The organism is Bhargavaea beijingensis (assembly GCF_900101985.1).
GTDB lineage: Bacteria > Bacillota > Bacilli > Bacillales_A > Planococcaceae > Bhargavaea > Bhargavaea beijingensis.
In genome coordinates, this window is sequence record NZ_FNAR01000020.1 from 13,224 (window position 1) to 34,603 (window position 21,380).

A 21,380-nucleotide genomic window follows, 5' to 3' on the forward strand; every position below is an offset into this window, starting at 1 on the left:
CCCTCCTCCCGTTTCCTTTCATCTTACCACCGTTTCCTTTCCGGTAACCGTCGAATACGGCGTGAATATTGACCATTTCTGGACCGTATGCTCGATCTTGATGACAATCACCGTCCTGTCGTCCGACGGCAGGCGGAATTTACGGCCCATTTCCTGCATGATATAGTCCGCCATTCCATCTGTCCCGAGGTTTTCACAGCGCGACAGCACCGCTCCCAGCATGGTCTCCTGCTGTTCCGGGGCGACGGACGGCGAGAACATGCCGTCCGTCATCATGACGATGACGTCACCCGCCTTCAGGCCATGGCGCTTCGCATCCACCGAGAAGGACGGCAGGAAGCCGAACGGCACCGCGGCGCTCTCCAGCTTGAACAGTTTCCCGCCCCGGCTGATATAGGTCGACATCGATCCGGCCTTATAGGACCAAAGCCGCCCGTCCTGCAGATCGATCAGCGCCAGATCGACCGTCGCGTACATGTCATCCCCGCCTTTTAGCGACATGACGTAATGAAGGGTATGCATGGCGGTTTCCGGGTCCATGCGGCGGTTCAGGCATTCCCTCATGAGCCGGATCACTTTCCGGCTTTCCCGGTAGGCCTGCGCATCGGAGCCCATGCCGTCCGACAGGATCACAGCCGCAAGGCCGTCATGCAGATGGAACACTTCGTGGGAGTCGCCGGCATGGAATGTGCCATCTTTTGAAGAAGACACGACTGAATAGTCCATCGTGAAGCGGACGGCAGAGACGAACGTCACCTGCAGATGCGGGAACGGATCTTCCAGGAACACCGACTTCTCCACCTCGAACGGCTCACCGTACATCTCGTTCAGCACCGGCATGATGAGCCGCTCCGCAACCATGCGCTCGGTTTCCCACTCGCTTTTGCGATCAGGAAGCGAGCAGACAATTTTGCGGGCTCCGCGCTCCTCGGACAAAATATCCACCTGAAAATGCGGGATTTCCATCCGGTGCAGGCGGGCGGACAATTCTTCTTCTTCGGGGCGGAACGTCTTGATCTCTTCCTTCATATTCATCATCATGTCGTTCAGGTGACGGCTCATGTCGCGCAGCTGCAGAGCAAGCATCTTCCGGCCGTGGTGAAGCTGATTGTTCAGGACGGCCTGTGAGTAATCCTCCTCGAGCTCCTGCATGAGGCCTGTGGACCTTACACACTTGTACCCGATTCGCTCCTCCACCCGGATTCTCGGGCCGCGTTTTGGCGAGGCCTGGGCTTTCATCCAATCATCAAGCAGCGGCGCGATGCCATCCTCGGGATCCGTCCAGCACTTCTCGTAACGGAAGCAAGACTGGCAGATCGACGGCGGGCGGCGCTGCCCTTCGTCTTCCCGGCTGCCGTTGTGGTCGCTGACGAGCTGCGACATGAAGTGCGCGAACTGATGGAAGTCATGCAGCTGGCTGTCCATCTTCTCCTCAAGCCAGACTCTCCGGCGCTCCGACTGCACGGTGCGGTCAGGATTCACACGGCTTCGCAAAAATGCAAGGGTGCGGGACGGAATGCAGAGAAACAGGAGCGTAGCGAGCGCCATCGACATAAAGTGGACGTCATCAAGCGGCAAGGTTTCGTCATACATATAGAAAAACACCGATGCGAGCGGAGCGGCGGCCGCAATGCCGAGCTTGCCGGCCTTTGCCGCAATTCCCGCACAAAAGCCGGTCAGCGCGTACAGCGCAATCATACCGCTGAACTCGAGATCGGAGACGCTGACAATTGTCCCGATCACAGTCGCCGCGGCCGTTCCTGCTGCCAGCCCCCCGACCGACACCGAAAACAGCACAGCAAGATGGATGAGAACGGCCGGAAGCGAGAATTGTCCGTAAATCATCCCGCCCATTCCCGTGATCATGAGCGCACCGACGAGAAACGCTGCCCCCGTCCGCTCCGCCGTCCAGCGTTCATGAAGGAAACGGTGGGCCGGCGTGAACACCGCAAACAGGAACACCGCCATAAATGCCGTCAGCAATGCTTCGCAGGTGACGAGGAACCATACATCGCCTGCGACATGGCCGCCATACGATGCCATCTGCCAGACGGACTGGACGGCCAATACAACCAGCCCGAGCGTTACCGGCACCGACTTCCTGAAAACCCGGAAACGGATGATCGAATGGAAGAGCAGGATCTGCAGGATATGGATCGCCGCTTGCCCCGGGCCGAGCATCAGACTGCCGAGCCCCCCGCCGATGATGACGAGCGGCAAGTAGTTCCGGTATCGGATCGCCGCCAGCGCCCAAACCGGCAGCAGGAACGGCACCGCCGCCTCGAACAGCACCGCTCTGGAAAGAAAGAAAGAAGCTGCGAGGAAAAACAGCGAGAACCCGATCTTCACCTTTCGCCTGGCCATAGCTTCCGCCCATCTCCTAAACGGCATGCCTGCATTTTGCCATGCCTCATTCCCCAATAGTCTCATGATTCGATTCCCCCTCATCTTTGAATCAAGTGTCCTGAGTATACCGGGGTGATTCATGGAAGTTTGTCTGTTCCTGGCAACCGGGCCGGAGAATCTTTCGACGGAATCGGCCTGATTTTCTGAATCTTGCTGATTTACGGATAACGGCGGGAAAACGGCGAATCGCGCGGCGGGATGATTTGATGCCTATGCACAAAAAAGGATTGACACCGGCTTCTCCGCTCTGTATGATATGGTAGTGTCGCAAACACGGCGGTGTAGCTCAGCTGGCTAGAGCGTACGGTTCATACCCGTAAGGTCGGGGGTTCGATCCCCTCCGCCGCTATATGGAAACCGGCCCTTCCCGATCGGGAAGGGCCGGTTTTTTTGTGTTCCGATCCTCCTGATCCATACAGAACATTGACGGATAGTGGCGGAATCCGATTTTGTCATTGCCACGACCCGGCATGCCGGCATCACTTGGAACAAGCCGCATCATGAAAGCAAAAAGCGGCCTGCCGGATGGATTCCGTCAGACCGCCGAAGCGTTCCCGGGCTGTTCCCGGGCATCTATATCAGAGATTTTTTTCGATCGAAGCAGTCAGCAAGTCAGCCTCTTCTCGCACCCCGGCCGCCACGCTTGGATTCCGTCGCGCGCTTGAGGGTGGACAGACGGTCTTCACTGTCCTTCAGGAACCGTGCCATCTTCTGCTCGAAGTTTTCTTTGCCTCCGCGGTTGTCGCCGCCCCGGTTGCCGCCACGCGGACGGTATGGACGCTCCGGGCGTTGAGGACGTTCGGATTCCGGCTTCGCTTTCCGGATCGACAGGCCGATTTTGCCGTCATTGCCGACATTCATCACTTTAACTTCTACGGTATCGCCGACCTTGAGCAAATCATTGATGTCCTTGACGTAGTGGTCTGCAACCTCACTGATGTGGACCAGGCCCGTCTTCCCGTTAGGCAGCTCAACGAATGCCCCGAAGTTGGTGATTCCTGTTACTTTTCCCTGTACCTTGCTGCCGACTTCAATTGACATAAAAAAAATGCTCCTCCTTAAAGATTAAGCGGGCTGTTCGTACAGCCATGCATACATATTCCGGGTCTTGACAGACCAAGTCCCTTGACCTAATTATAACCAACAATCAAAGAGTGTCAATGTATCGGCAGCATTTCTTGTGCCGCGCGGAGTTTCAGAGGTTCCCGCCCATCTGCTCCCAATCAAAAACAGCAGCGGCTGCTCCGGTCATCCCGGGCCGCTGCTGCTCCCTAATATCCTTCTGTTGCAGAACCGGCTGCTGATGAGCACCTGCCTACAACGGAGCTATTGTTCAAAATGATGGTTTACTCCTCTGAGTCTCCATCTTTTTTCTTTTTGTCTTTTTCTTCTTCCTCCTCATCCGGGAGGGTAAAGATGATTTCGCCTTCCTCCGACAGAAGGTATTCCTTCCTGGCGAGTTTGGCGATGTATTCCGGATCGTCGAGTTTTTCAAGTTCGAGTTCCAGGGCCGCGCCTTCTTCCTGGAGTTTCTCCAGTTCTGCGAGGGCAGCTTTTTTCTCTTCCTGCTTGGCGGCAATGGCCTGGTTTTTCTCGATGAGCGACCAGGTCATCCATCCGAACACCAGCGCCGCGATGACGGCAAAGACGGCGAGTCTCCGGTAGAGCCGGATTTTCCGCGCTTTCTTGATTTGTTCCTTGCGTTCCCGGGCCCGGACATACTCGGTCTGGATCGGTGTGACGGGCCCGCGACTGTTTGCCTGCCTGTTTTTCTGTTCCATCCTCAGTCCCCCTGCCTGCGTCGGAGCGCATGATTTACCCATTATACCTCATGCGGACCGCTTTTTTAAGGGGCTGGCGGGTAACTTGCGGCGAACTTTTCTTGACAGATTCCCCGCTTTTCTGCGAATCGCCCGCATCGGCTTGCGGAACGGGATCAGCAGCAGCCGGGCAAGGAACAGAATCAGGCGGACCGGAATGCCGACGATGAAGGCGGCGATTTTACAGAGAAGGCCGAGAAGGAACAGGATCGGCCGGATGACCAGCGCGGCGATGAGCCTCCCGGCAAACCGGAACGGCCGGTGAAGGGCCGATTCGTAGAGCAGCACGCCGACCAGCTGGGCAAGCAGGTCATAAAGCCTCCATTCGCCGGAGCGCACGGCGAACAGGACAGAAAACGCGAACAACCCCAAAAGCGGCCACGCCATCAGCTCGATGGCGGTGCCGGCCCGGGTGCCGCCGCCCGCCGTCCGGATGATGTCGATGGCGGCTGCGGTGAGGATGCCTGTCCCGACCATGGCCAGCAGGCTGAGCAGCTGATGGGAAACGATCATCCGAATAACTTGGTGAGGATGTTCCGCGAATGGCCGTCTTCATCTTCGTATTGGAGCACTTTGACGGTGCCCTCGAGAGTGAGGAGTCCCTTGTCCACATCCAGGTGGACAATGCGGAGCCCGTCTCCCCGGATCTGCAGCTGCCCCTGCGAGGTGCGCACGATAAACTCTTCCTGGTCAAATCGGTCGATCGCCTTTACCGATGTCAGGTCCATCCTCTTGCGGTTGCGCAGCGACACGTGGTGGTCACCCGAAGGAATCTGGTAGGCGGTGCCCGGATTGTCCGTCTGTTCGATCTGCATCTGTTCGTTCCCCCTTTTCGCTTGTCCTTGTCCGTTCAACGCATTGTATGAGCGCAAGCGCGGAAACATGACCCGGGAGAACGGCAAGAGAAAAGCGGCCCGGTACGCTTGATGCGCTCCGGGCCGCTTTCTGTCAGTCTTCGTCGTCGATGAATTCGGGTTCGACTTTGTCGAGTTTTTCTTCTTTCAGGATCGTGAACATGTTGCCGGCTTCATCTTTTTTGACGGAGTCCTTCAGCATGTCCACGCGGGCGGTGACCAGTTTCTGGCCAAATCGGATGGCGAGCTCGTCGCCCTCTTTGACCACACTTGATGCCTTGGCCTTTTTGCCGTTTATCGTGATCCGGCCCTGGTCCGCCACTTCTTTTGCAAGCGTGCGCCGCTTGATGAGGCGGGACACCTTCAGAAATTTATCGAGTCTCACTTACATCCTCTCCAATCGTTTCGCTTCATCCCAGAACGTGTCGAGTTCATCGAGCGAATAGTCTTCAAAACGGCCCCGGCCTTCCCGGACCCGTTCCTCGATGTGGGAAAAGCGTCTTCTGAACTTGCGGTTGGCGCCGGCCATCGCTTCTTCCGGTGAGACCTTATAATAACGAGCGAGGTTGACGAGCGTAAAGAGCACGTCGCCAAACTCGTCGGTCCGTTCGCCTTCTCCCCCATTCTCCGCTGCATGGCGGAATTCCTGCCATTCCTCTTCGAACTTCTCCCAGGCGCCTTCCGAGTCCGGCCAGCTGAATCCATGTCTGGCGGCTTCCTTCTGGTAGTTGTACGACGTGAGGAGTGAGGAAGTGTAGCGTTCCTGTCCGTCCAGAACCGAGCCGGCCGTTTCGCCCTTTTCCTGTTCCTTGATCGCCTGCCAGTTGGTCATGACGGCATCGGAATCCGCGGCATCGGCGTCGCCGAACACATGCGGATGGCGGCGGATCATTTTTTCCGCGACCGTCTCCAGCACATCCTCCATTTGGAAATAGCCATCGTCCTCACCGATCTGAGCATGGAGGAACACTTGGAGAAGAACATCACCCAGCTCATTGATGATGGCGTCATCGTCTTCATCATCAATCGCCCGGATGAGTTCATGCGCTTCCTCGATCATGTATTTCCTCAGCGATTCATGCGTCTGTTCGCGGTCCCACGGGCAGCCGTCCGGGCTTCTCAGGATGCGGATGATATCACGGAAGGTGTCCCATTCCTTCAGCCGTCCTTCCAGCAGGATGGCAGGCGGAACGTAGACCGTCATGAGATTGCTTGTCTCCGCCGTCCGATCCAGCTCGTAAAGCGGGACGGTGACGAGCTTTTCATCGGACGAACCGGCGGACGTGACGATGGTCACCGGATGGTCGTCCGGATACTTTTCCATTAGCGTAAGTTTCACTTCCGATGCGCTGAACGAGTCATACACCTGCGCGATCAGGACGTGCTGGTTCATCTTTACATCATCACGGTGCATCTCCGTGCCGTCGAGCAGCTGGAAACCGTCGATCGGGTCGATCCGGAGCGCGCTGAACACCGGGTCAAGGAAGCTCTGGCCGCCTTCGATATGGAGATGGGCCTTCCCTTCCCGCTCCGCCCGGACCAGATGCTGGACGGTCTGTTCAGCAACAAGCGGATGGCCGGGCACGGCGTACAGGACCGGTGCTTTTTCGGCCATCTCCAGGAGCGTATCCGCAATTTCGCGGTACACAGGCGGGAAGGTGTCATGCTTCCGGTAGACGTCATCAAATGTGCGGAATTGGATGCCTTCCGTCTCCAGCTCTGCAATAACGGGATGGTCAGCGGTCCGGACATGGACAAGCCCCGCGTTTTTCAGTTTCCGGTAGACGCCGAGCGGCAGCCCGTCGAGGCCGGACGCCCCGAGGCCGATCACGGTAATTTCATTCATGGGATCACTTCCTCTCGGATTTGTTCAATATCAGCTGCAGGGCGGCAAGCCTGCGCCCAAACGGGATCAGGTACCATTCCCGCTCGGACAGCACACGCGCCCTTGCGATAACTGTGAGAAACACTGCCGCACCGATCGCAACGCCTGTAAGTGCGGTGAGTGTCGCGCCGATCCTTGCAGGGAACGCGTCAAACAGCCAGATATCGGCCAGGAGCAACCACGGGACAATTGCGGCCGCCATCATGAGGGACGCCGCCGCAATCATCCGGTAAAACCGCCCGTCCGCCAGACGCACCGGCCAAACTTTCTTGAAGTAAAACAGAATTCCCGCCGCGGCTGCGGCAAACCCGGCAACCCCCGCCACGGATGCGCCGAGAATGCCCCACTGCGGCACGAGTAACCAGTTGGCCGCCGTCTTGACGATGAGGCCCGCCAAAAGCAGGAGCGCGGGCACCTTCACCCGGCCCAGCCCCTGCAGCACCGCCATGAGCGGAAGGATCAGCGACAGCTCAAATATCTGGATGCAGAACACCATGATGGTTGCAGACCCGCTCCGTGTCTCGAAGAGCATTTCATTGACATACGGAAGGACGAGGACCAGTCCGAGCGCCGCCGCCCAGCCGAACAGGAACGCAAGCCTCCAGGCGAGACGGATAAACGGTTCCGCCGTCCGGCCGCTTTTTTTGGCCGTTTGGGCCGCGACCAGCGGGACAATCGAAAGCGACAGTGTCGAAGCGAGCAAAATGCCCATCTGGACCAGCGGCTGGCCGCGGTCATAGACGCCTTTCCATTCCATCGCCCTCTCCCGCTCCATCGTTTCCGCCATCAGGCTGAACACCGTGAACGAATCGACCATTTGGAAAAAAAGCAAAATCAGCGAGCTCAGGCTTGCGGCCATGCTGATCGCCATCAGTTCCTTAACGATGGGCCAGGCTCTGACCGATGCGGATCGGTCCCGGAAGCCCGGGCGGCCTGTCCACTTCCTGAACAGGGCAAACAAGAGAAGCACGCCCGCCGCCTCGCCTGCGACTGCCCCCCACATCGCCATCTGCCCCGCCATATACAGCGAGGCGCCGGCCGACACGACGATCAGAGTTCCCGCCAGGATGATCGTTACCCGGACCGCCTGCTCGGCCACCTGGGCGCCGGCGACCGGCGCCATGCGGCCTTCCGACTGGTAGACACCCTTCAGGAGGGCGAGCAGCGGCATGAACAAAATGACGAGCGAACCGACACGCAAAAGCGGGGCCAGCTGCCGGTCGCCCATCCACCCGGTAATGATGTCAGCGCCAAAAAACAGCGCGATAAAGCTTGCGCCGGACACTGCTGCAAGACAAGCCAGCGCGATTCTCATGACGGCGCCGCTTTCTCCGCGGTCCCGGTCTGCCATCACTTTGGAGACGGCGACCGCGAATCCCCCTGACGTCCACACTGTGATGATGCCGATAAACGGGTACACCTGCTGGTAAATATAAAATCCTTTGTCGCCGACCAGGTTCTGAAACGGAATCCGGTAAACGGCGCTCAGGAGCTTGACGATGATGCCGGCCGCGGCCAGGAGTGCCGCGCCTTTCATGAAGGTCTTCATGTTCCACTGCTGCTGCATGCTTCAGGCTTCCTTCTTTGCAAGAATATCCCCATTATAGCACGGTAGGGAGTGAGTGCTTGATTGCCCCCGGAACATGCAGAGGTTATTCCTGACCGTTCCTGTAAGCACCCGAAAAAGGGCCGCCGCTCCACCGGTTGTTTCCGGTAAGTGCGGCGGCCCTTTGGCCACTCTATTCGGGGCATCCCCCGGTTCTGGCATTCGTTGGCGATTACGGCTCCATCTGTTTTGCAAGGAAATGGGCAGCGGTTTCCGCCGCCTTCACTTCCGGATCGCCGATAAAATGGACCTTCGACAACAGGTAGACTGCGCCGATCGGGTCCCCGCCCGAGACGATCGGACAGATGCATGATGACTTGATCTGCTCGGTGACGCCGGGCACCCATTCCAGTGACTTTTCATTTTTCTCCGTGACGATTGAGCGTCCGAGCATAATTTCTTCCAGTTCACCGGAGATCCGTTTGCCCAGGTAATCCTTTTTCGGGAGGCCGGCTGCCGCGATCATTTCGTCACGGTCGCTGATGAGTGCCGGTGTTCCCAATGTTTCGTACAGCGTCTCTGCATATTCCTGGGCAAAACTGCCCAGCTCGCTGATCGGAGAATACTTTTTCAGGATGACTTCCCCGTCCCGGTCAGTGAAGATTTCAAGCGGGTCGCCTTCCCGTATGCGCATCGTGCGCCGGATTTCTTTCGGGATGACAATACGGCCAAGGTCGTCGATCCGTCTGACGATACCAGTTGCTCTCATTCATGATGCCTCGCTTTCGACGTTCGGATAGTTCTGCGCGCGCTTAGTATGCATCACGATTAGCCAATTTATGCAATCTGGCCCTCTTGTCAGGTCAGGCTTCCTGTTTTTTCGCATCCGGCAATATTTTCATGACGCCTTCAAGCACGTCAAACAGCGTATTTTTGCCGGTTTTCGACCCGTCGACCGTCAAAAGAAGCCGACCGCCTTCCATATGGAAGCCGACCGCACGTCCGTACTGCAGCGTGCCCTCCATGATTTTCGCGCCGTCCGCCCGTTGGGTACCTGCTTCCGTGAACGAGATGATCACCCGGTCACCTTGCTGCTTGATTGACTCGACGCCCGCCCCCCGCGCCCATACCTTCATCAGGGCGATTTTCAGAAGCTGCTCGGCTTCTAGGGGCAAGTCGCCGAAGCGGTCGGCCATCTCGTCGACGAGTTCCGAATAATCCTCTTCAGTCTCGACCGCCTTGACGCGCTTGTACATCTGGATTTTCTGGAATCCATCAGGGATAAAGCTGTCCGGGAAGTATGCGTCGAGGTGGAGCGTCACCTCGACATCCGGCATTTCCTCTTCCTTGCCGTTGCCGCGCTTTTCTTCGATGGCCTCTTCGAGCATCTTTGAATACATGTCGAATCCGACCGAATCGATGAATCCGTGCTGCTGGGCGCCGAGCAGATTCCCCGCCCCGCGGATCGACAGGTCGCGCATCGCGATCTTGAAGCCGGATCCGAGTTCGGTGAATTCTTTGATTGCCTGAAGGCGGTTTTCCGCGACATCTGAAAGGACTTTGTTCCGCTGATAGAGGAAATACGCATACGCGACGCGGTTCGACCGGCCGACCCGTCCCCTCAGCTGATACAGCTGGGCGAGTCCCATCCGGTCAGCGTCGTGAACGATGAGCGTATTGACGTTCGGGATGTCGACGCCTGTTTCGATGATCGTCGTCGTCACGAGGACATCATATTCGCCTTCCAGGAAAGCGAGGATGACTGCTTCGAGCTCTGTCTCGGACATACGGCCGTGCGCGGTCGCGATCCGGGCATCCGGAACGAGCATCTGGATCTCCTCGGCCTTGCGCGCCATGTCCTCGACTCTGTTGTACAGGTAAAACACCTGGCCGCCGCGCGCCATCTCGCGCTCGATTGCTTCCCGGACAAGCGGGCCGCTGTATTCCATGACATATGTCTGTACCGGGAACCGGTTTGCGGGAGGCGTCTCAAGAACGGACAGGTCGCGCACCCCGATCATCGACATGTGGAGCGTGCGCGGTATCGGGGTCGCCGTCAGTGTCAGGACGTCGACGTTCGCCTTCATCTGCTTGATGCGCTCCTTATGCGTGACGCCGAAGCGCTGCTCCTCGTCAACGATGAGCAGGCCGAGGTCACGGTATTCCACGTCCTTCGAAAGGAGACGGTGCGTGCCGACAACGACGTCGACCGTGCCGTCCTTCAGGCCCTTGACCGTTTCCTGATGCTCTTTCCTCGTGCCGAACCGGCTCAGCATGCGGACCTCAACCGGAAAACCGGCAAAGCGCTCCTTCATCGTCTCGAAGTGCTGCTGGGCAAGGATCGTTGTCGGAACCAGGAAGGCCACCTGCTTGCCATCGCCGACCGCCTTGAATGCGGCGCGGATCGCGACTTCGGTCTTGCCGTAGCCGACGTCGCCGCACAACAGCCGGTCCATCGGACGCTCGCGCTCCATGTCGCGCTTGATCTCTTCAATCGAGCGGAGCTGGTCGTCTGTTTCGTCGTACGGGAATGACGCTTCGAAGGCATGCATCAGGTCATCGTCAGGAGAGAAAGCGAACCCTTTTTCCGCTTCCCGCTTGGCATACAGCTTGATGAGGTCATCGGCGATGTCCTTGACTGCCTTCGACACTTTGCTTTTCGTCTTTTTCCATTCGGTGCCGCCGAGCTTGTGGATTTTCGGTTCTCTATCCTCTGACCCGACGTATTTCTGGATCTGGTCGATTTGGTCGATCGGCACATACAGCTTGTCGTCGCCGCGATAGCTGATGTGAAGGTAATCTTTGTGCGTACCTCCGACAGCAAGCGTTTCGATGCCGATGTACTTCCCTATGCCGTGCTGGATATGGACGACATAATCGCCAGGCTTGATTTCCGAATAGCTTTTGATCCGCTCGGCGTTCGACAGCTTCTGGGCACGCGCTTTTCTGCGGGAACGCTGTTTGAACAGTTCGCTGTCCGTCACGACGGCAATCTGCCGAAGCGGCAGCTCAAATCCGTCCGACAGGTCCCCTTCGATCACATGAATGCCGGGTCCCGGTACCGTGCCCTCCTTCGGGATGCCCGCTTCCATGCCGTAGTCCTCTAGGATGGAGCGGACTTTCTCCATGCGCTCCCGGTCTCCCGCAAGGAGCAACACCGTAAAACCGCCAGCCTGCCATCGTTCTGCTTCCGACTTCAGGAGATTCATCTGGCCGTGGAACTGTTGCATCGGCTTGCACGAAATCTGAATGGTGTCTTTAAGGACAAGGCCCGGCAGTGAGCGCGAGAACAAAGACAAATACACTTTCTTTTGTCCGGCCATCGCGTCGATCTCCTTAAAGGTGTGGCTGAGCCGCGCATCATGGACCAGCTTCCCCGAAGCGATCATTTCGGTATGCCATTCGCCCTCCTGCCGCTCCAGAGATTCGGCCACTTCGATGATCCGGCCAGCCTCGTTATAAAACAGGATGCCCTCTTCCGGGAAATAATCGCCTAGAAAAGCCGTTTCCCCTGCCAGCGATGCATACTTCACGACGCTTTCCGGGATCTCTCCGTCCTTCATGAGAGAAATATCCGCGCCGATGTTCTCGAGCAGCGCCTCGCGTGCCGCCTCATCGCTCACCTTTTTAAGGCTTTCGGCAAGTGATTCTTCAAGACGTTGGGCCGTGACGGCAAGCCGCTCCGCGGACCAGGTGAACTCATGGGCCGGAAGAATCCGGACTGTTTCCAACCGTCCTGTGGAGCGCTGGTCGTCCGCCGAGAAAGTGCGGATCGAATCAATTTCCGTATCAAACAGCTCGATCCGGACAGGTTCCTCACGGTCGAGCGGATAAATATCCAGGATGCCGCCCCGGAGCGCGAACTCACCCGGGGAAGTGACCATCGGCTGGCGCGAGAAGCCCATGGCGACAAGGCTTGCCGCCCAGTCCGCGGGATCGATTTCATCGCCCAGCTGGGCGGTCAGCGCGGCTTTTTTCCAATCGGGAGGTGCGGGGAGCAGTTTGCGGAGACCGGCAATCGGCGTGACGAAGATGCCTGAACCGTCCCGCATGAGATGATCCAGCGCCTCGATGCGTTGCGCCCGGAGTTCCGGGCTCGCGACGGACAACTCGGCCGCGGTCAGTTCATCCGCCGGATACAGGCGGACCGATTCTTCTCCCGAGAGCCTTGTGAGGTCCTCGTATGTACGCTGTGCCTGCAGCATATTCGGTTCAACAACGAGAATGGGCCGCCCCGTCTCCTTGGCAGCCAGCGCAAATAGGGCGGCACGCACGCCGCCCGCAAGGCCTGTGACCAACTGACGGTCACGGCCTTCCTTCAGATCACCGAGGAGGTCCGCAATTTCCCCTCCCCCGGCCAGTACATCCAGTAGCTCTTCCATGGATTCCATCCTTTCAAAAAGAAACATTCTGTATCTATCAAATTCCCTTTACAGGGAAGCATCGTCCGATTCCGGGGCCAGGCGCCTGGTCCCCAAAGCAGAAAAAGCCTTGGACACCATCAGCGGGTGCCAAAGCAACGGCATCATTGCAGCCATTTCTGCAGGGAATAATAGTCGGGGAACCGGTCGAGCGACTGTTCGCAATCTTTGCAGATGCACTGGACGGTCGCGTCCCCGTCTTCCCCTTCCAGGATGAATTCTTCCGCTTCCTCTTCACCGAGCCGGAGCAGCGTCCTCGCTTCGTCGGCTGAACCGAACGGAAGCCGGCCGATCTCCGTTTCACAGTGGCGGCAACGGTAACGGATCGCCATGCATGCGCCCCCTTCCTTTCCCATCAGTATAGACAGGGGCGGCGGGGGCTATGCCTCACTTGGCGTTGAATTCATTCATGACATCGATGAACGGACGCCCGAGGGCCGCCTCGCAGGCATCCGCTGCGCGTTCCGCAGCTTCCCTCATGACCGGCGCTTCTTCATCAGTAAACCTTCCGAGCACCCAGTCCGTCACGGCCATCGGGACATCCGGCCGGCCGATGCCGATCCGGATGCGGTCGAAGTCGCGCGTTCCGATGTGCTGGATGATCGACTTCATTCCGTTGTGGCCGCCGGGGCTGCCCTTCTGGCGGAGCCGGAGCCTGCCCGGCGCAAGGTCAAGGTCATCATAGATGACGATCAGGTCCTCTTCCGGAACATCGAAGTAGTCCATCATCGGGCGGATACATTCCCCCGAAAGGTTCATGTACGTAAGCGGCTTGACGAGCAGCGCCTTGCCATCCGGGCGGTGCACCGTTGCATACATGCCGTTGAATTTGGTCTGGTTGAGCGGGGCGTTCCATCGGTCAGCCAGCACATCGATGGCGTGGAAACCGATATTATGGCGGGTCTGTTCATACTGCCTGCCCGGATTGCCGAGCCCGACGATAAGTTTCATGGACATCTTCCTCTTGGCAATGATGCTTTCCATTTTACCATGATTCCGTATGGCAGGCAGGCAAAAAGGATTGCCCTCGGACAGGCAATCCTTTTAAAGCGATTATTCGGTTTCCTGAGGGGCTTCACCAGAGCCGCCGCCGGCTTCTGCATCCGGTGCGGCTTCCGTTTCGTCCGCATCGGCATCTGCCTGTTCTGTGCGAGGCGCAGTAATTGTGACGAGCACTTTTTCATCCTCATCGACGACATTCACGCCCCACTCCGACTTTACATCTCCGACTGTCAGGGTGTCTCCGACCGCGAGCCCGGAAACGTCCACTTCAAGGGACTCCGGCATGTCGGAAGGCTTGGCCGAAATGTTGACCGTCCAGAACGGCTGGCTGAGGACGCCGCCTTCTTTGACGCCCGGCGCCACGTCGTCCCCTGTGAGGACGATGTTCACTTCCGCTTCCATCTCGGTATTCATATCGATGGCGAGGAAGTCCGCATGCCTAAACTCGCCTTTCATCACGTCCATCTGGTAATCGTGGAGCACCGCATTGACTTTTTTGCCTTCAACCTCCAGCTGGAACACGGCGTTTCGGCCTTCGTCGCGGAGCGTCATGAACAGATCGTTCTCGCGGACCGCAACCGGTACACTTTCCAGTTTATATCCGTATACCACCGCCGGCACATATCCGCTTTTCCGGAGTTCCGTCAGCTTGGAACGTCCGGATTTCTCACGTTTTTCTGCCTTGATTGTCGCCATCTGCAGTCACCATCCATATTATTATTTCGTCATAAGTAGTGTTTACCCAGTTTAGAAATTTTCAAACATCCGTGGTGTCAGAATGGGCAGATTTCTATTTTTAAGGTTGGTATTCGGCCAAGAGCATACGGGGCCGTCCGATATTGCTCCGAATCAAATAATGCCGTAGCTTTTCCTGCGACCAACATGCAGTTTTGGTAAGCAAGGCCCGCAGCGGAAATCGGGAGGATTTGATGAAAAAGAAAAAACTGCAGACAAAGGAGCAATACACTCACTTTGTCTACAGTCTGAAGCCTCGAAATGACGGCCTTTTCGTTGTTTATCAGTTAAACAGGGTGCTGACGGATTTGTTTTCGAAGACCCGGACGATGGCGTCGGCGAGGAGCGGCGCGACAGACAGTTCCTTGATCTTTTCGGATTGCTTTTCTTCCGGAAGATTGATGGAGTTCGTGATGACCAGTTCCTTGATCTTCGAGTTGTCGATGCGCTCGATGGCAGGGCCGGACAGAACCGGGTGCGTGCAGCATGCATACACTTCGGTCGCGCCGTTTTCCACGAGGGCATTTGCCGCAATTGTGATCGTGCCTGCGGTGTCGATGATGTCGTCGATCAGGATCGCCTTCTTGCCTTCGACGTTCCCGACGATGTTCATCACTTCTGCTACGTTCGGGCGCGGGCGGCGCTTGTCGATGATCGCGATCGGCGCCTTGAGGCGGTCCGCCATCTTGCGGGCCCGTGTTACGCCGCCGTGGTCGGGCGATACGATGACGAGCTCTTCGCCGGGGATGTTCTTTTCCTTGAAATAATCGGAAAGGATCGGGACTGCAACCAGGTGGTCGATCGGAATGTCGAAGAAGCCCTGGATCTGTGGCGCATGCAGGTCAAGTGCGATGACACGGTGCGCGCCGGCCGTCTCCAGAAGGTTCGCCACAAGCTTCGCGGTGATCGGCTCACGCGCGCGGGCTTTGCGGTCCTGCCGGGCATAGCCGTAATACGGCATGACGACATTGATGGTGCGGGCGGATGCGCGCTTGAGCGCATCGACCATGATAAGCAGCTCCATGAGATTCTCGTTGACCGGCGCCGACGTTGACTGGATGACAAAGACGTCGCAGCCGCGGATGCTCTCTTCAATGTTGATCTGTACCTCGCCGTCGCTGAAGCGGTTGACCGAGCATGCGCCGAGCGGAACGCCGATTTCCTCTGCGACTTCCTTGGCCAGGGGCTCGTTTGAGTTCAGGGAGAAAATCTTCAGTTTATGGTCCGGATAATGGTTCGTCATTTTTTGGATTGCTCCTCCGATCGCTTTTTGTTCATTTTTTCAACATAACCTTCCTTATTCTCCTGCCTGGAGCGCGCGATTGCAAGGGCATTTTCAGGAACATTTTTTGTCACTGTGGAACCGGCGGCGACAAAAGCGCCTTTTCCGACTGTCACAGGGGCGACCAGATTGGAGTTGCAGCCGACAAATGCATCATCTTCGACCGTCGTGCGGAACTTATTGACCCCGTCGTAATTCACGGTGATTGTGCCGCAGCCTATGTTGACGCGCTCGCCGATATCCGAATCCCCGATGTAGCTGAGGTGGGAGACTTTGCTGCCTTCCCCGAGATTCGACTTTTTCACCTCGACAAAGTTGCCGATCTTCACGCTGTTGCCGAGGTCGGTTTCCGGACGGATATGGGCAAATGGCCCGACCGCCGTATCCTCTCCGATCTTGCTCGACATGACGACAGACTGGCGGATTGCCGTCCGGTCGCCGATCACGCTATCACGGATCTGGCTGCCCGGACCGATCAGGCAGTCTTCTCCGATGACCGTGCGTCCTTCAATGACCGTACCTGGCATCAGGACAGTGTCCCGGCCGATTTCGGCATCCGCGCTGATGTAGGTGTTGGCCGGATCCTGAATCGTGACACCGCCCCGCATGTGCTTCTCGGCAATCCGGCGGCGCATGACGCGCTCCGCTTCCGCGAGCACGACACGGTCGTTGACGCCGAGCGTTTCCTCAAAATCATCCGTCGCGTAGGCGGCGATCGTTTCGCCTTCCGACTGGAGGATTCCGAAGACGTCCGGCAGATAGTATTCGCCCTGCGCGTTGTCGTTGCCGACTTTCCGGAGCGTTTCGAAAAGGGTTTTATTGTCGAAGCAATAGGTGCCGGTGTTGATCTCCCTCACCTGCTGTTCTTCCGGGCTGGCGTCTTTCTGCTCGACGCTGCGGAGGAAGTTTCCATTTTCGTCGCGGATGACCCGGCCGTATCCTGTCGGGTCATCCGCAAACGCGGTGAGGATCGTGGCTTTTGCTTTTGTTTGGTTGTGATGGTCGATCAGCGCCTTCATCGTTTCCGGCGTGATCAGCGGCGTGTCCCCGCACACGACGATCGTCGTGCCGTCCAGGCCGCCCAGGTTCTGCTCCGCCTGAAGAACGGCATGGCCGGTTCCCAGCTGCTTTTCCTGCAGGACAAACTCGCAGCGTCCGCCGACTTCTTCCTCGACCTTTTCCGCACCGAATCCGACGATTGTGACGACGCGGTCCGCGCCGACTCCCCGGACATTGTCGACAACATGGCTGACCATCGGCTTACCGCATACCGGGTGGAGCACTTTATAGAGCTTGGATTTCATGCGTGTTCCCTGGCCGGCTGCCAGGATTACGGCATATGTATTCGTCATCAGGCAGTTCCCCTAACTTTTTTCTTGGATTTCCCTCTTACGATAGACGAAAACGACCCATTTTTCAACAATTTACAGGCCGCAGGCTTGACATTCCGGATAAGGGGCGTTCCTGAATCGCAAGATAGTACCCTGTTTCAGACCCACGGGGGCAGAAGCGGCGCTTCCCGAAAAAGCAGCCGCTTCCCGGCCGGGAGCAGCTGCTTGATTCGGTTCACCTTTCGGACGCATATCGGTGGACTTTGGCGGACATGGCGGCGACATAGTCGCTGCCGCCGTTGTCCTCGACATTCTCCACCATCATCGCCAGGATGAACGAAGGGTTTTCGGCATGATAGGAAACGAAGTAGCCATTTTCCTTGCCCCGCTCCTCTCCGGATCCCTTCAGCTCGGCAGTGCCGGTCTTGCCGGCGATCGGGACATCCCCGATATTCGCAGATTGGGCGAATCCGTCCGAAACGACGCTGCGCAGCGTTGAACGGATCGTTTCCGCCTGTGCCGGGTCGAGAAGTCCCTCTTTCCAAACTTGCCCGTCTTTTTCATCGAACAGCAAGGTCGGCTTGTACATCGTGCCGCCCGTCAGAAACGGCTCGTACATCGATGCGAGATGCAGGATATTCGTCAGCATCTGTCCCTGGCCAAATGACGTATCTGCCAGTTGGCCTTCCGAGCCGATTGTTCCTTCGTTGGAGATCTGGGAAGCCTTCAGCTCCATCGCCTCAAGCGGGATCGGCCCGCCAAAGCCGAACTGTTCCAGCCCTTCGGTGAAAGTGTCTTTCCCCATCGCGAGCGCCTGCTGCGCAAAGTAAATATTGTCCGAATAAACCATCGCACGATTCAGGTCGATCGGGTTCGGTGCCTCCGGATGCAGGCGGGACACCCGGTACGCCCCCCAGGAAGCATCTTTCTGCCAGGTCTTGCCCGTAATCGTGAGCCCTTTTGCCGGATCGAGTGTGCCGGCTTTCATGCCGATCGCCGCAGTGACCGGCTTGAGTGTCGAGCCCGGTGCATAACTTTGGGCAAAGCGGTTAAACAGAGGCGTCTTTTCGTCTTCCTCGAGCTCGCGATACCGGTCACCGCCCATGCCGGTGATGAATTCGTTCGGATCATAGGCCGGGGAGCTGACGAGCGTAAGCACTTCTCCGGTTTCCGGGGCGACGGAAGCGGCTGTGCCCGGCTCTCCCTTCATCGCATCGTATGCCACTTTCTGCAGTTCGGCATCGATGGTCAGTTTGATGGTCTCCCCGTCCTCAGGTGCGCGTTCAGCAACGGTTACCGGTTCCTTTCCTTCTTGCGCTTTCTTGAGGGTGATCTTCATGCCGTCCCGGCCGCGGAGCCGGTCCTCCAGCAGGCTTTCCAGGCCGCGCCGCCCGATCTGGTCGTTTTCCGAGTAGCCCTTGTCCTTCAGCTTTTCCAGCTGTTCGGCGGAAATCGCACCGATATAGCCGGTCAGATGGGCCAGTGCCTCACCGTACGGATATTCACGCATCGCGGTTTCCTGCGCGGCGACACCCGGAATCTTCAGCAACTGCTCCAAACGGGCGGTGTCGTTTTTCGCCGTCTTTCCGATCGGAACGAACAGATCCGGCTTGACCCATGCCGCATTCAGGCTCTTGTCAATCGCTTCAGCCGTAGTTCCGAGCAGTTCGGCGATATCCGCCTTTCTGGCTTCATCCAGCTTTTCGGGAACGATGCCCACCTGATAGCCGGTCCCATTTTTCGCAATTGGGATCCCCGCCCTGTCGACAATCTCTCCCCGCTTTGCTGCGGTGCGTGATAAGTCGACGTCATCGCCCTTTTCGAGATCAGGGAAGATGTAGGAAGGGTCCCACTCGACAAACCAGGTCTTTTCTTTTTCCTGTTCCTCATGGCGGAGTCTGATCGGCTTGTCGAACTCGACCGGACCGGCAAGCGTTTCCATCTTCACCCGGATATCGAATTCGGCCGGCTGCTTTTTGTCCCATTCGGCGTCTTTGCCGGGCTTGCCATAAGAGACTTCCAGGTTGCTGATTCCAAGGTCCTCCACCAGTTTCTCCTGTCGGGCAACAAACTCTTCCTCGGGAAAAGCGTTTTTCGTCTTCCCGGTCAGGTAGCCGTCATACATGGCGGCAAAGTCCCCTTTGTTCCAATAGCTGATATACTCGGCCAGCCGGTCTTCGGGTGTCGGCTTGTCCCGGCATCCTGACAGGAAGACCAGCAAGAGAATGATGGTGACGAACGCAATTTTTTTCATGTTGACCCTCCCTCGCGTCTTTCCATATTAACAATAAATTGAAAAGGGCGATAGCCTCGGTGAATTGAAAAAACCGTCACCGGTTACGGGACGGTCGGTCAGGTCCGGTTATGCGCCGGCGCCTTCGAGCTGCGGTTCTTCTTTTGTCAGGTGATAGGCACCCAGCACAGCGTCCTGGATCATCCGGCGTGTGTCCGAATTGATCGGATGTGCCACATCCCGGAACTCGCCGTCGGGCGTCCGCTTGCTTGGCATGGCGACAAACAGTCCGTCATTGCCGTCGATGACCCGGATATCATGGACCACGAACGCCTCATCAATCGTGATGGAAGCAATGGCCCGCATCCGGCCATCAGTCTCTACCCTACGAAGTCTCACATCAGTTACTTCCACTTTCTCACCACCTTCAGCACCTTCTTGGTTGTTTATATTCAATATAGATGGAAAATTCCCTTCTTACAATACAAAATTTTTGAACTATTCAAAGTTAGGGATGTTCATGCAATGCTCAATAAAGAAAATGAGAGATGAGCGCATAATAAAACGGCAGCTCTGCATAGAGAGCTGCCGTATCTATGAAAGTTTCACTTTGCGAGGGCGACCGCTTCGATTTCGACAAGAACGTCTTTCGGAAGGCGGGCAACTTCCACGCATGAGCGTGCCGGCTTGTGATCGCCGAAGTAAGAAGCATAGATTTCATTGATCGTGCCAAAATCATTCATATCCTTGATGAAAACGGTGGCCTTGATCACCCGGCCAAGTGAAGACCCGCCGGCTTCCAGAACAGCGGAAAGGTTTTTGAACACCTGGTGTGTCTGTTCCTCAACGCCGCCTTCCACGAGGCTGCCTTCCGGCGTGAGCGGGATCTGGCCGGATGTGTAAACGATGCCGCCGGTTACAATTCCCTGCGAGTAGGGGCCGATTGCTGCGGACGCCTTGTCTGTCTGGATCAAGTTCATGTCAGTTTCCACCTTCCCTGAAATAGTTGCCTTCCACGAGTTCGATTGTGCGTTCTTTTTCATTGACCTCGCGGAGCCTTACTAGAGACACATAGTCTTCCACGAGCCGTTCTTCCTGCATATCTTCTGATTCGACCAGGACGGCAACACCGGCCGGCTCGCAATCAAACTCGGCGAGGAGATTTTTCATGCCGTTCATCGTTCCGCCGACTTTCATGAAGTCGTCGGTAAGGAGCACGCGCTGGCCGCCCTGCATGCTGCGTTTTGAAAGGACCATCGTCTGGATGCGACGGCTCGAGCCGGAAACGTAATTGATGCTGACCGTGGATCCTTCTGTCACTTTGCTGTCACGCCGGACGACGACGACAGGAATGTTCAGATGGCGTGCGATTGCATGGGCGATTGGGATGCCTTTGGTTGCGACGGTCATGATCGCATCAATTTCCGTATCTTTGTAGCGGGCAGCGAACAGCCGGCCGATCCGGTCCATGAGCCCCGGATTGCCGAGCAGATCCGTCATGAACAAGTATCCCCCCGGAAGCAGCCGGCCGGGATCACTGAGCGCATCCATGAAGTCATGGATGATCTCCTGAGCCTCTTCCCTGCTTGCGTCCGGTATGTACTTTACGCCGCCTGCCGCGCCCGGCACCGTGATGAGCCGGCCGGTCCCCCGCTCCTCGAACGTCCCTTTGACGATGGCAAGATCCTCGCTAATCGACGATTTCGCCGCATCGTACGCCGAGGAAAAGTGCGTGAGCGGGATGAGCGTATGCGGATGGCTGAGCAAATATTGGGTCATGTCGACAAGCCGTTCACTGCGCTTCCACTTCAAAATGTCCACCTCTAAGCTTATGTCTGAGCCGTAACTCGCCGGCTTTTTACAAA

At 57.3% G+C, this 21,380-nt stretch carries 19 protein-coding genes and 1 tRNA gene; 1 reads left to right on the top strand and 19 read right to left on the bottom strand.

Features of this window, described 5'->3' with window-relative positions; genetic code table 11:
• Nucleotides 1-18: 18 nt before the first annotated feature.
• The gene (locus BLT01_RS12295; protein ID WP_092098204.1) at nucleotides 19-2,430 is read right to left on the bottom strand and encodes a SpoIIE family protein phosphatase; all 2,412 of its coding nucleotides are present in this window, start codon (nucleotides 2,428-2,430) and stop codon (nucleotides 19-21) included.
• A 251-nt stretch (nucleotides 2,431-2,681) separates the two neighbouring features.
• On the opposite strand from BLT01_RS12295, the gene BLT01_RS12300 reads away from it, so the two are divergent.
• Nucleotides 2,682-2,755: transfer RNA gene (locus BLT01_RS12300), tRNA-Met, on the top strand.
• 263 nt (nucleotides 2,756-3,018) lie between these two features.
• Here BLT01_RS12300 and BLT01_RS12305 read toward each other — a convergent pair.
• The 18 genes from BLT01_RS12305 to purR form a co-directional block, all read right to left on the bottom strand.
• The gene (locus tag BLT01_RS12305; protein WP_092098206.1) at nucleotides 3,019-3,447 is read right to left on the bottom strand and encodes a S1 domain-containing RNA-binding protein; all 429 of its coding nucleotides are present in this window, start codon (nucleotides 3,445-3,447) and stop codon (nucleotides 3,019-3,021) included.
• A gap of 305 nt (nucleotides 3,448-3,752) precedes the next feature.
• Nucleotides 3,753-4,187 carry an FtsB family cell division protein gene (locus BLT01_RS12310; protein ID WP_092098208.1) on the bottom strand — a complete coding sequence of 145 codons (435 nt, stop codon included), beginning with the start codon at nucleotides 4,185-4,187 and terminating at the stop codon, nucleotides 3,753-3,755.
• A 48-nt stretch (nucleotides 4,188-4,235) separates the two neighbouring features.
• The gene (gene yabQ / locus BLT01_RS12315) at nucleotides 4,236-4,739 is read right to left on the bottom strand and encodes a spore cortex biosynthesis protein YabQ (RefSeq protein WP_092098210.1); all 504 of its coding nucleotides are present in this window, start codon (nucleotides 4,737-4,739) and stop codon (nucleotides 4,236-4,238) included.
• On the bottom strand, nucleotides 4,736-5,041 hold the full coding sequence (yabP, locus tag BLT01_RS12320; RefSeq protein WP_008301233.1) for a sporulation protein YabP: 306 nt from the start codon (nucleotides 5,039-5,041) through the stop codon (nucleotides 4,736-4,738). Before yabP ends, yabQ begins: the two co-directional genes overlap by 4 nt.
• A gap of 133 nt (nucleotides 5,042-5,174) precedes the next feature.
• Nucleotides 5,175-5,465, bottom strand: coding sequence for an RNA-binding S4 domain-containing protein (locus tag BLT01_RS12325; RefSeq protein WP_092098212.1), 291 nt, complete (start codon nucleotides 5,463-5,465; stop codon nucleotides 5,175-5,177).
• On the bottom strand, nucleotides 5,466-6,926 hold the full coding sequence (yabN, locus tag BLT01_RS12330; RefSeq protein ID WP_092098214.1) for a bifunctional methyltransferase/pyrophosphohydrolase YabN: 1,461 nt from the start codon (nucleotides 6,924-6,926) through the stop codon (nucleotides 5,466-5,468).
• Nucleotides 6,927-6,930: 4 nt separating this feature from the next.
• Nucleotides 6,931-8,532: a putative polysaccharide biosynthesis protein gene (locus BLT01_RS12335; RefSeq protein WP_092098216.1), complete on the bottom strand. Its 1,602-nt coding sequence runs from the start codon at nucleotides 8,530-8,532 to the stop codon at nucleotides 6,931-6,933.
• Between the two features lie 211 nt (nucleotides 8,533-8,743).
• Complete coding sequence (spoVT, locus tag BLT01_RS12340) at nucleotides 8,744-9,280, bottom strand: stage V sporulation protein T (RefSeq protein ID WP_008301238.1); 537 nt, start codon at nucleotides 9,278-9,280, stop codon at nucleotides 8,744-8,746.
• Between the two features lie 94 nt (nucleotides 9,281-9,374).
• Entirely contained in the window at nucleotides 9,375-12,893 is a 3,519-nt protein-coding gene (gene mfd / locus BLT01_RS12345) for a transcription-repair coupling factor (protein WP_092098258.1), read from the bottom strand.
• 143 nt (nucleotides 12,894-13,036) lie between these two features.
• Nucleotides 13,037-13,264 (bottom strand): anti-sigma-F factor Fin, encoded by a 228-nt coding sequence (locus BLT01_RS12350; protein ID WP_008301240.1) that lies wholly within the window; start codon nucleotides 13,262-13,264, stop codon nucleotides 13,037-13,039.
• A 55-nt stretch (nucleotides 13,265-13,319) separates the two neighbouring features.
• Complete coding sequence (pth, locus tag BLT01_RS12355) at nucleotides 13,320-13,883, bottom strand: aminoacyl-tRNA hydrolase (protein WP_092098218.1); 564 nt, start codon at nucleotides 13,881-13,883, stop codon at nucleotides 13,320-13,322.
• A gap of 102 nt (nucleotides 13,884-13,985) precedes the next feature.
• A complete protein-coding gene (locus BLT01_RS12360) occupies nucleotides 13,986-14,630 on the bottom strand; it encodes a 50S ribosomal protein L25/general stress protein Ctc (RefSeq protein WP_092098220.1) in 645 nt (214 codons plus the stop codon).
• Between the two features lie 322 nt (nucleotides 14,631-14,952).
• The gene (locus BLT01_RS12365) at nucleotides 14,953-15,912 is read right to left on the bottom strand and encodes a ribose-phosphate diphosphokinase (RefSeq protein WP_092098222.1); all 960 of its coding nucleotides are present in this window, start codon (nucleotides 15,910-15,912) and stop codon (nucleotides 14,953-14,955) included.
• Nucleotides 15,909-17,303: a bifunctional UDP-N-acetylglucosamine diphosphorylase/glucosamine-1-phosphate N-acetyltransferase GlmU gene (gene glmU, locus BLT01_RS12370; protein WP_092098224.1), complete on the bottom strand. Its 1,395-nt coding sequence runs from the start codon at nucleotides 17,301-17,303 to the stop codon at nucleotides 15,909-15,911. Before glmU ends, BLT01_RS12365 begins: the two co-directional genes overlap by 4 nt.
• Nucleotides 17,304-17,517: 214 nt before the next feature.
• Nucleotides 17,518-19,536, bottom strand: coding sequence for a penicillin-binding transpeptidase domain-containing protein (locus tag BLT01_RS12375; RefSeq protein ID WP_092098226.1), 2,019 nt, complete (start codon nucleotides 19,534-19,536; stop codon nucleotides 17,518-17,520).
• Nucleotides 19,537-19,644: 108 nt separating this feature from the next.
• Nucleotides 19,645-19,929: a septation regulator SpoVG gene (spoVG, locus tag BLT01_RS12380; RefSeq protein WP_092098260.1), complete on the bottom strand. Its 285-nt coding sequence runs from the start codon at nucleotides 19,927-19,929 to the stop codon at nucleotides 19,645-19,647.
• A gap of 191 nt (nucleotides 19,930-20,120) precedes the next feature.
• Nucleotides 20,121-20,495, bottom strand: coding sequence for a RidA family protein (locus BLT01_RS12385; protein WP_092098228.1), 375 nt, complete (start codon nucleotides 20,493-20,495; stop codon nucleotides 20,121-20,123).
• 1 nt (nucleotide 20,496) lies between these two features.
• Complete coding sequence (gene purR / locus BLT01_RS12390) at nucleotides 20,497-21,327, bottom strand: pur operon repressor (RefSeq protein ID WP_092098230.1); 831 nt, start codon at nucleotides 21,325-21,327, stop codon at nucleotides 20,497-20,499.
• Between the last annotated feature and the right edge of the window lie 53 nt (nucleotides 21,328-21,380).

Bases quoted from the DNA above. Each gene is read 5' to 3' on its own strand.
- BLT01_RS12295 (WP_092098204.1), bottom strand. From the start codon at position 2,430: ATGAGACTATTGGGGAATGAGGCATGGCAAAATGCAGGCATGCCGTTT.
- BLT01_RS12305 (WP_092098206.1), bottom strand. From the start codon at position 3,447: ATGTCAATTGAAGTCGGCAGCAAGGTACAGGGAAAAGTAACAGGAATC.
- BLT01_RS12310 (WP_092098208.1), bottom strand. From the start codon at position 4,187: ATGGAACAGAAAAACAGGCAGGCAAACAGTCGCGGGCCCGTCACACCG.
- yabQ (WP_092098210.1), bottom strand. From the start codon at position 4,739: ATGATCGTTTCCCATCAGCTGCTCAGCCTGCTGGCCATGGTCGGGACA.
- yabP (WP_008301233.1), bottom strand. From the start codon at position 5,041: ATGCAGATCGAACAGACGGACAATCCGGGCACCGCCTACCAGATTCCT.
- yabN (WP_092098214.1), bottom strand. From the start codon at position 6,926: ATGAATGAAATTACCGTGATCGGCCTCGGGGCGTCCGGCCTCGACGGG.
- BLT01_RS12335 (WP_092098216.1), bottom strand. From the start codon at position 8,532: ATGCAGCAGCAGTGGAACATGAAGACCTTCATGAAAGGCGCGGCACTC.
- spoVT (WP_008301238.1), bottom strand. From the start codon at position 9,280: ATGAGAGCAACTGGTATCGTCAGACGGATCGACGACCTTGGCCGTATT.
- mfd (WP_092098258.1), bottom strand. From the start codon at position 12,893: ATGGAAGAGCTACTGGATGTACTGGCCGGGGGAGGGGAAATTGCGGAC.
- BLT01_RS12350 (WP_008301240.1), bottom strand. From the start codon at position 13,264: ATGGCGATCCGTTACCGTTGCCGCCACTGTGAAACGGAGATCGGCCGG.
- pth (WP_092098218.1), bottom strand. From the start codon at position 13,883: ATGAAACTTATCGTCGGGCTCGGCAATCCGGGCAGGCAGTATGAACAG.
- BLT01_RS12360 (WP_092098220.1), bottom strand. From the start codon at position 14,630: ATGGCGACAATCAAGGCAGAAAAACGTGAGAAATCCGGACGTTCCAAG.
- BLT01_RS12365 (WP_092098222.1), bottom strand. From the start codon at position 15,912: ATGACGAACCATTATCCGGACCATAAACTGAAGATTTTCTCCCTGAAC.
- glmU (WP_092098224.1), bottom strand. From the start codon at position 17,303: ATGACGAATACATATGCCGTAATCCTGGCAGCCGGCCAGGGAACACGC.
- BLT01_RS12375 (WP_092098226.1), bottom strand. From the start codon at position 19,536: ATGAAAAAAATTGCGTTCGTCACCATCATTCTCTTGCTGGTCTTCCTG.
- BLT01_RS12385 (WP_092098228.1), bottom strand. From the start codon at position 20,495: ATGAACTTGATCCAGACAGACAAGGCGTCCGCAGCAATCGGCCCCTAC.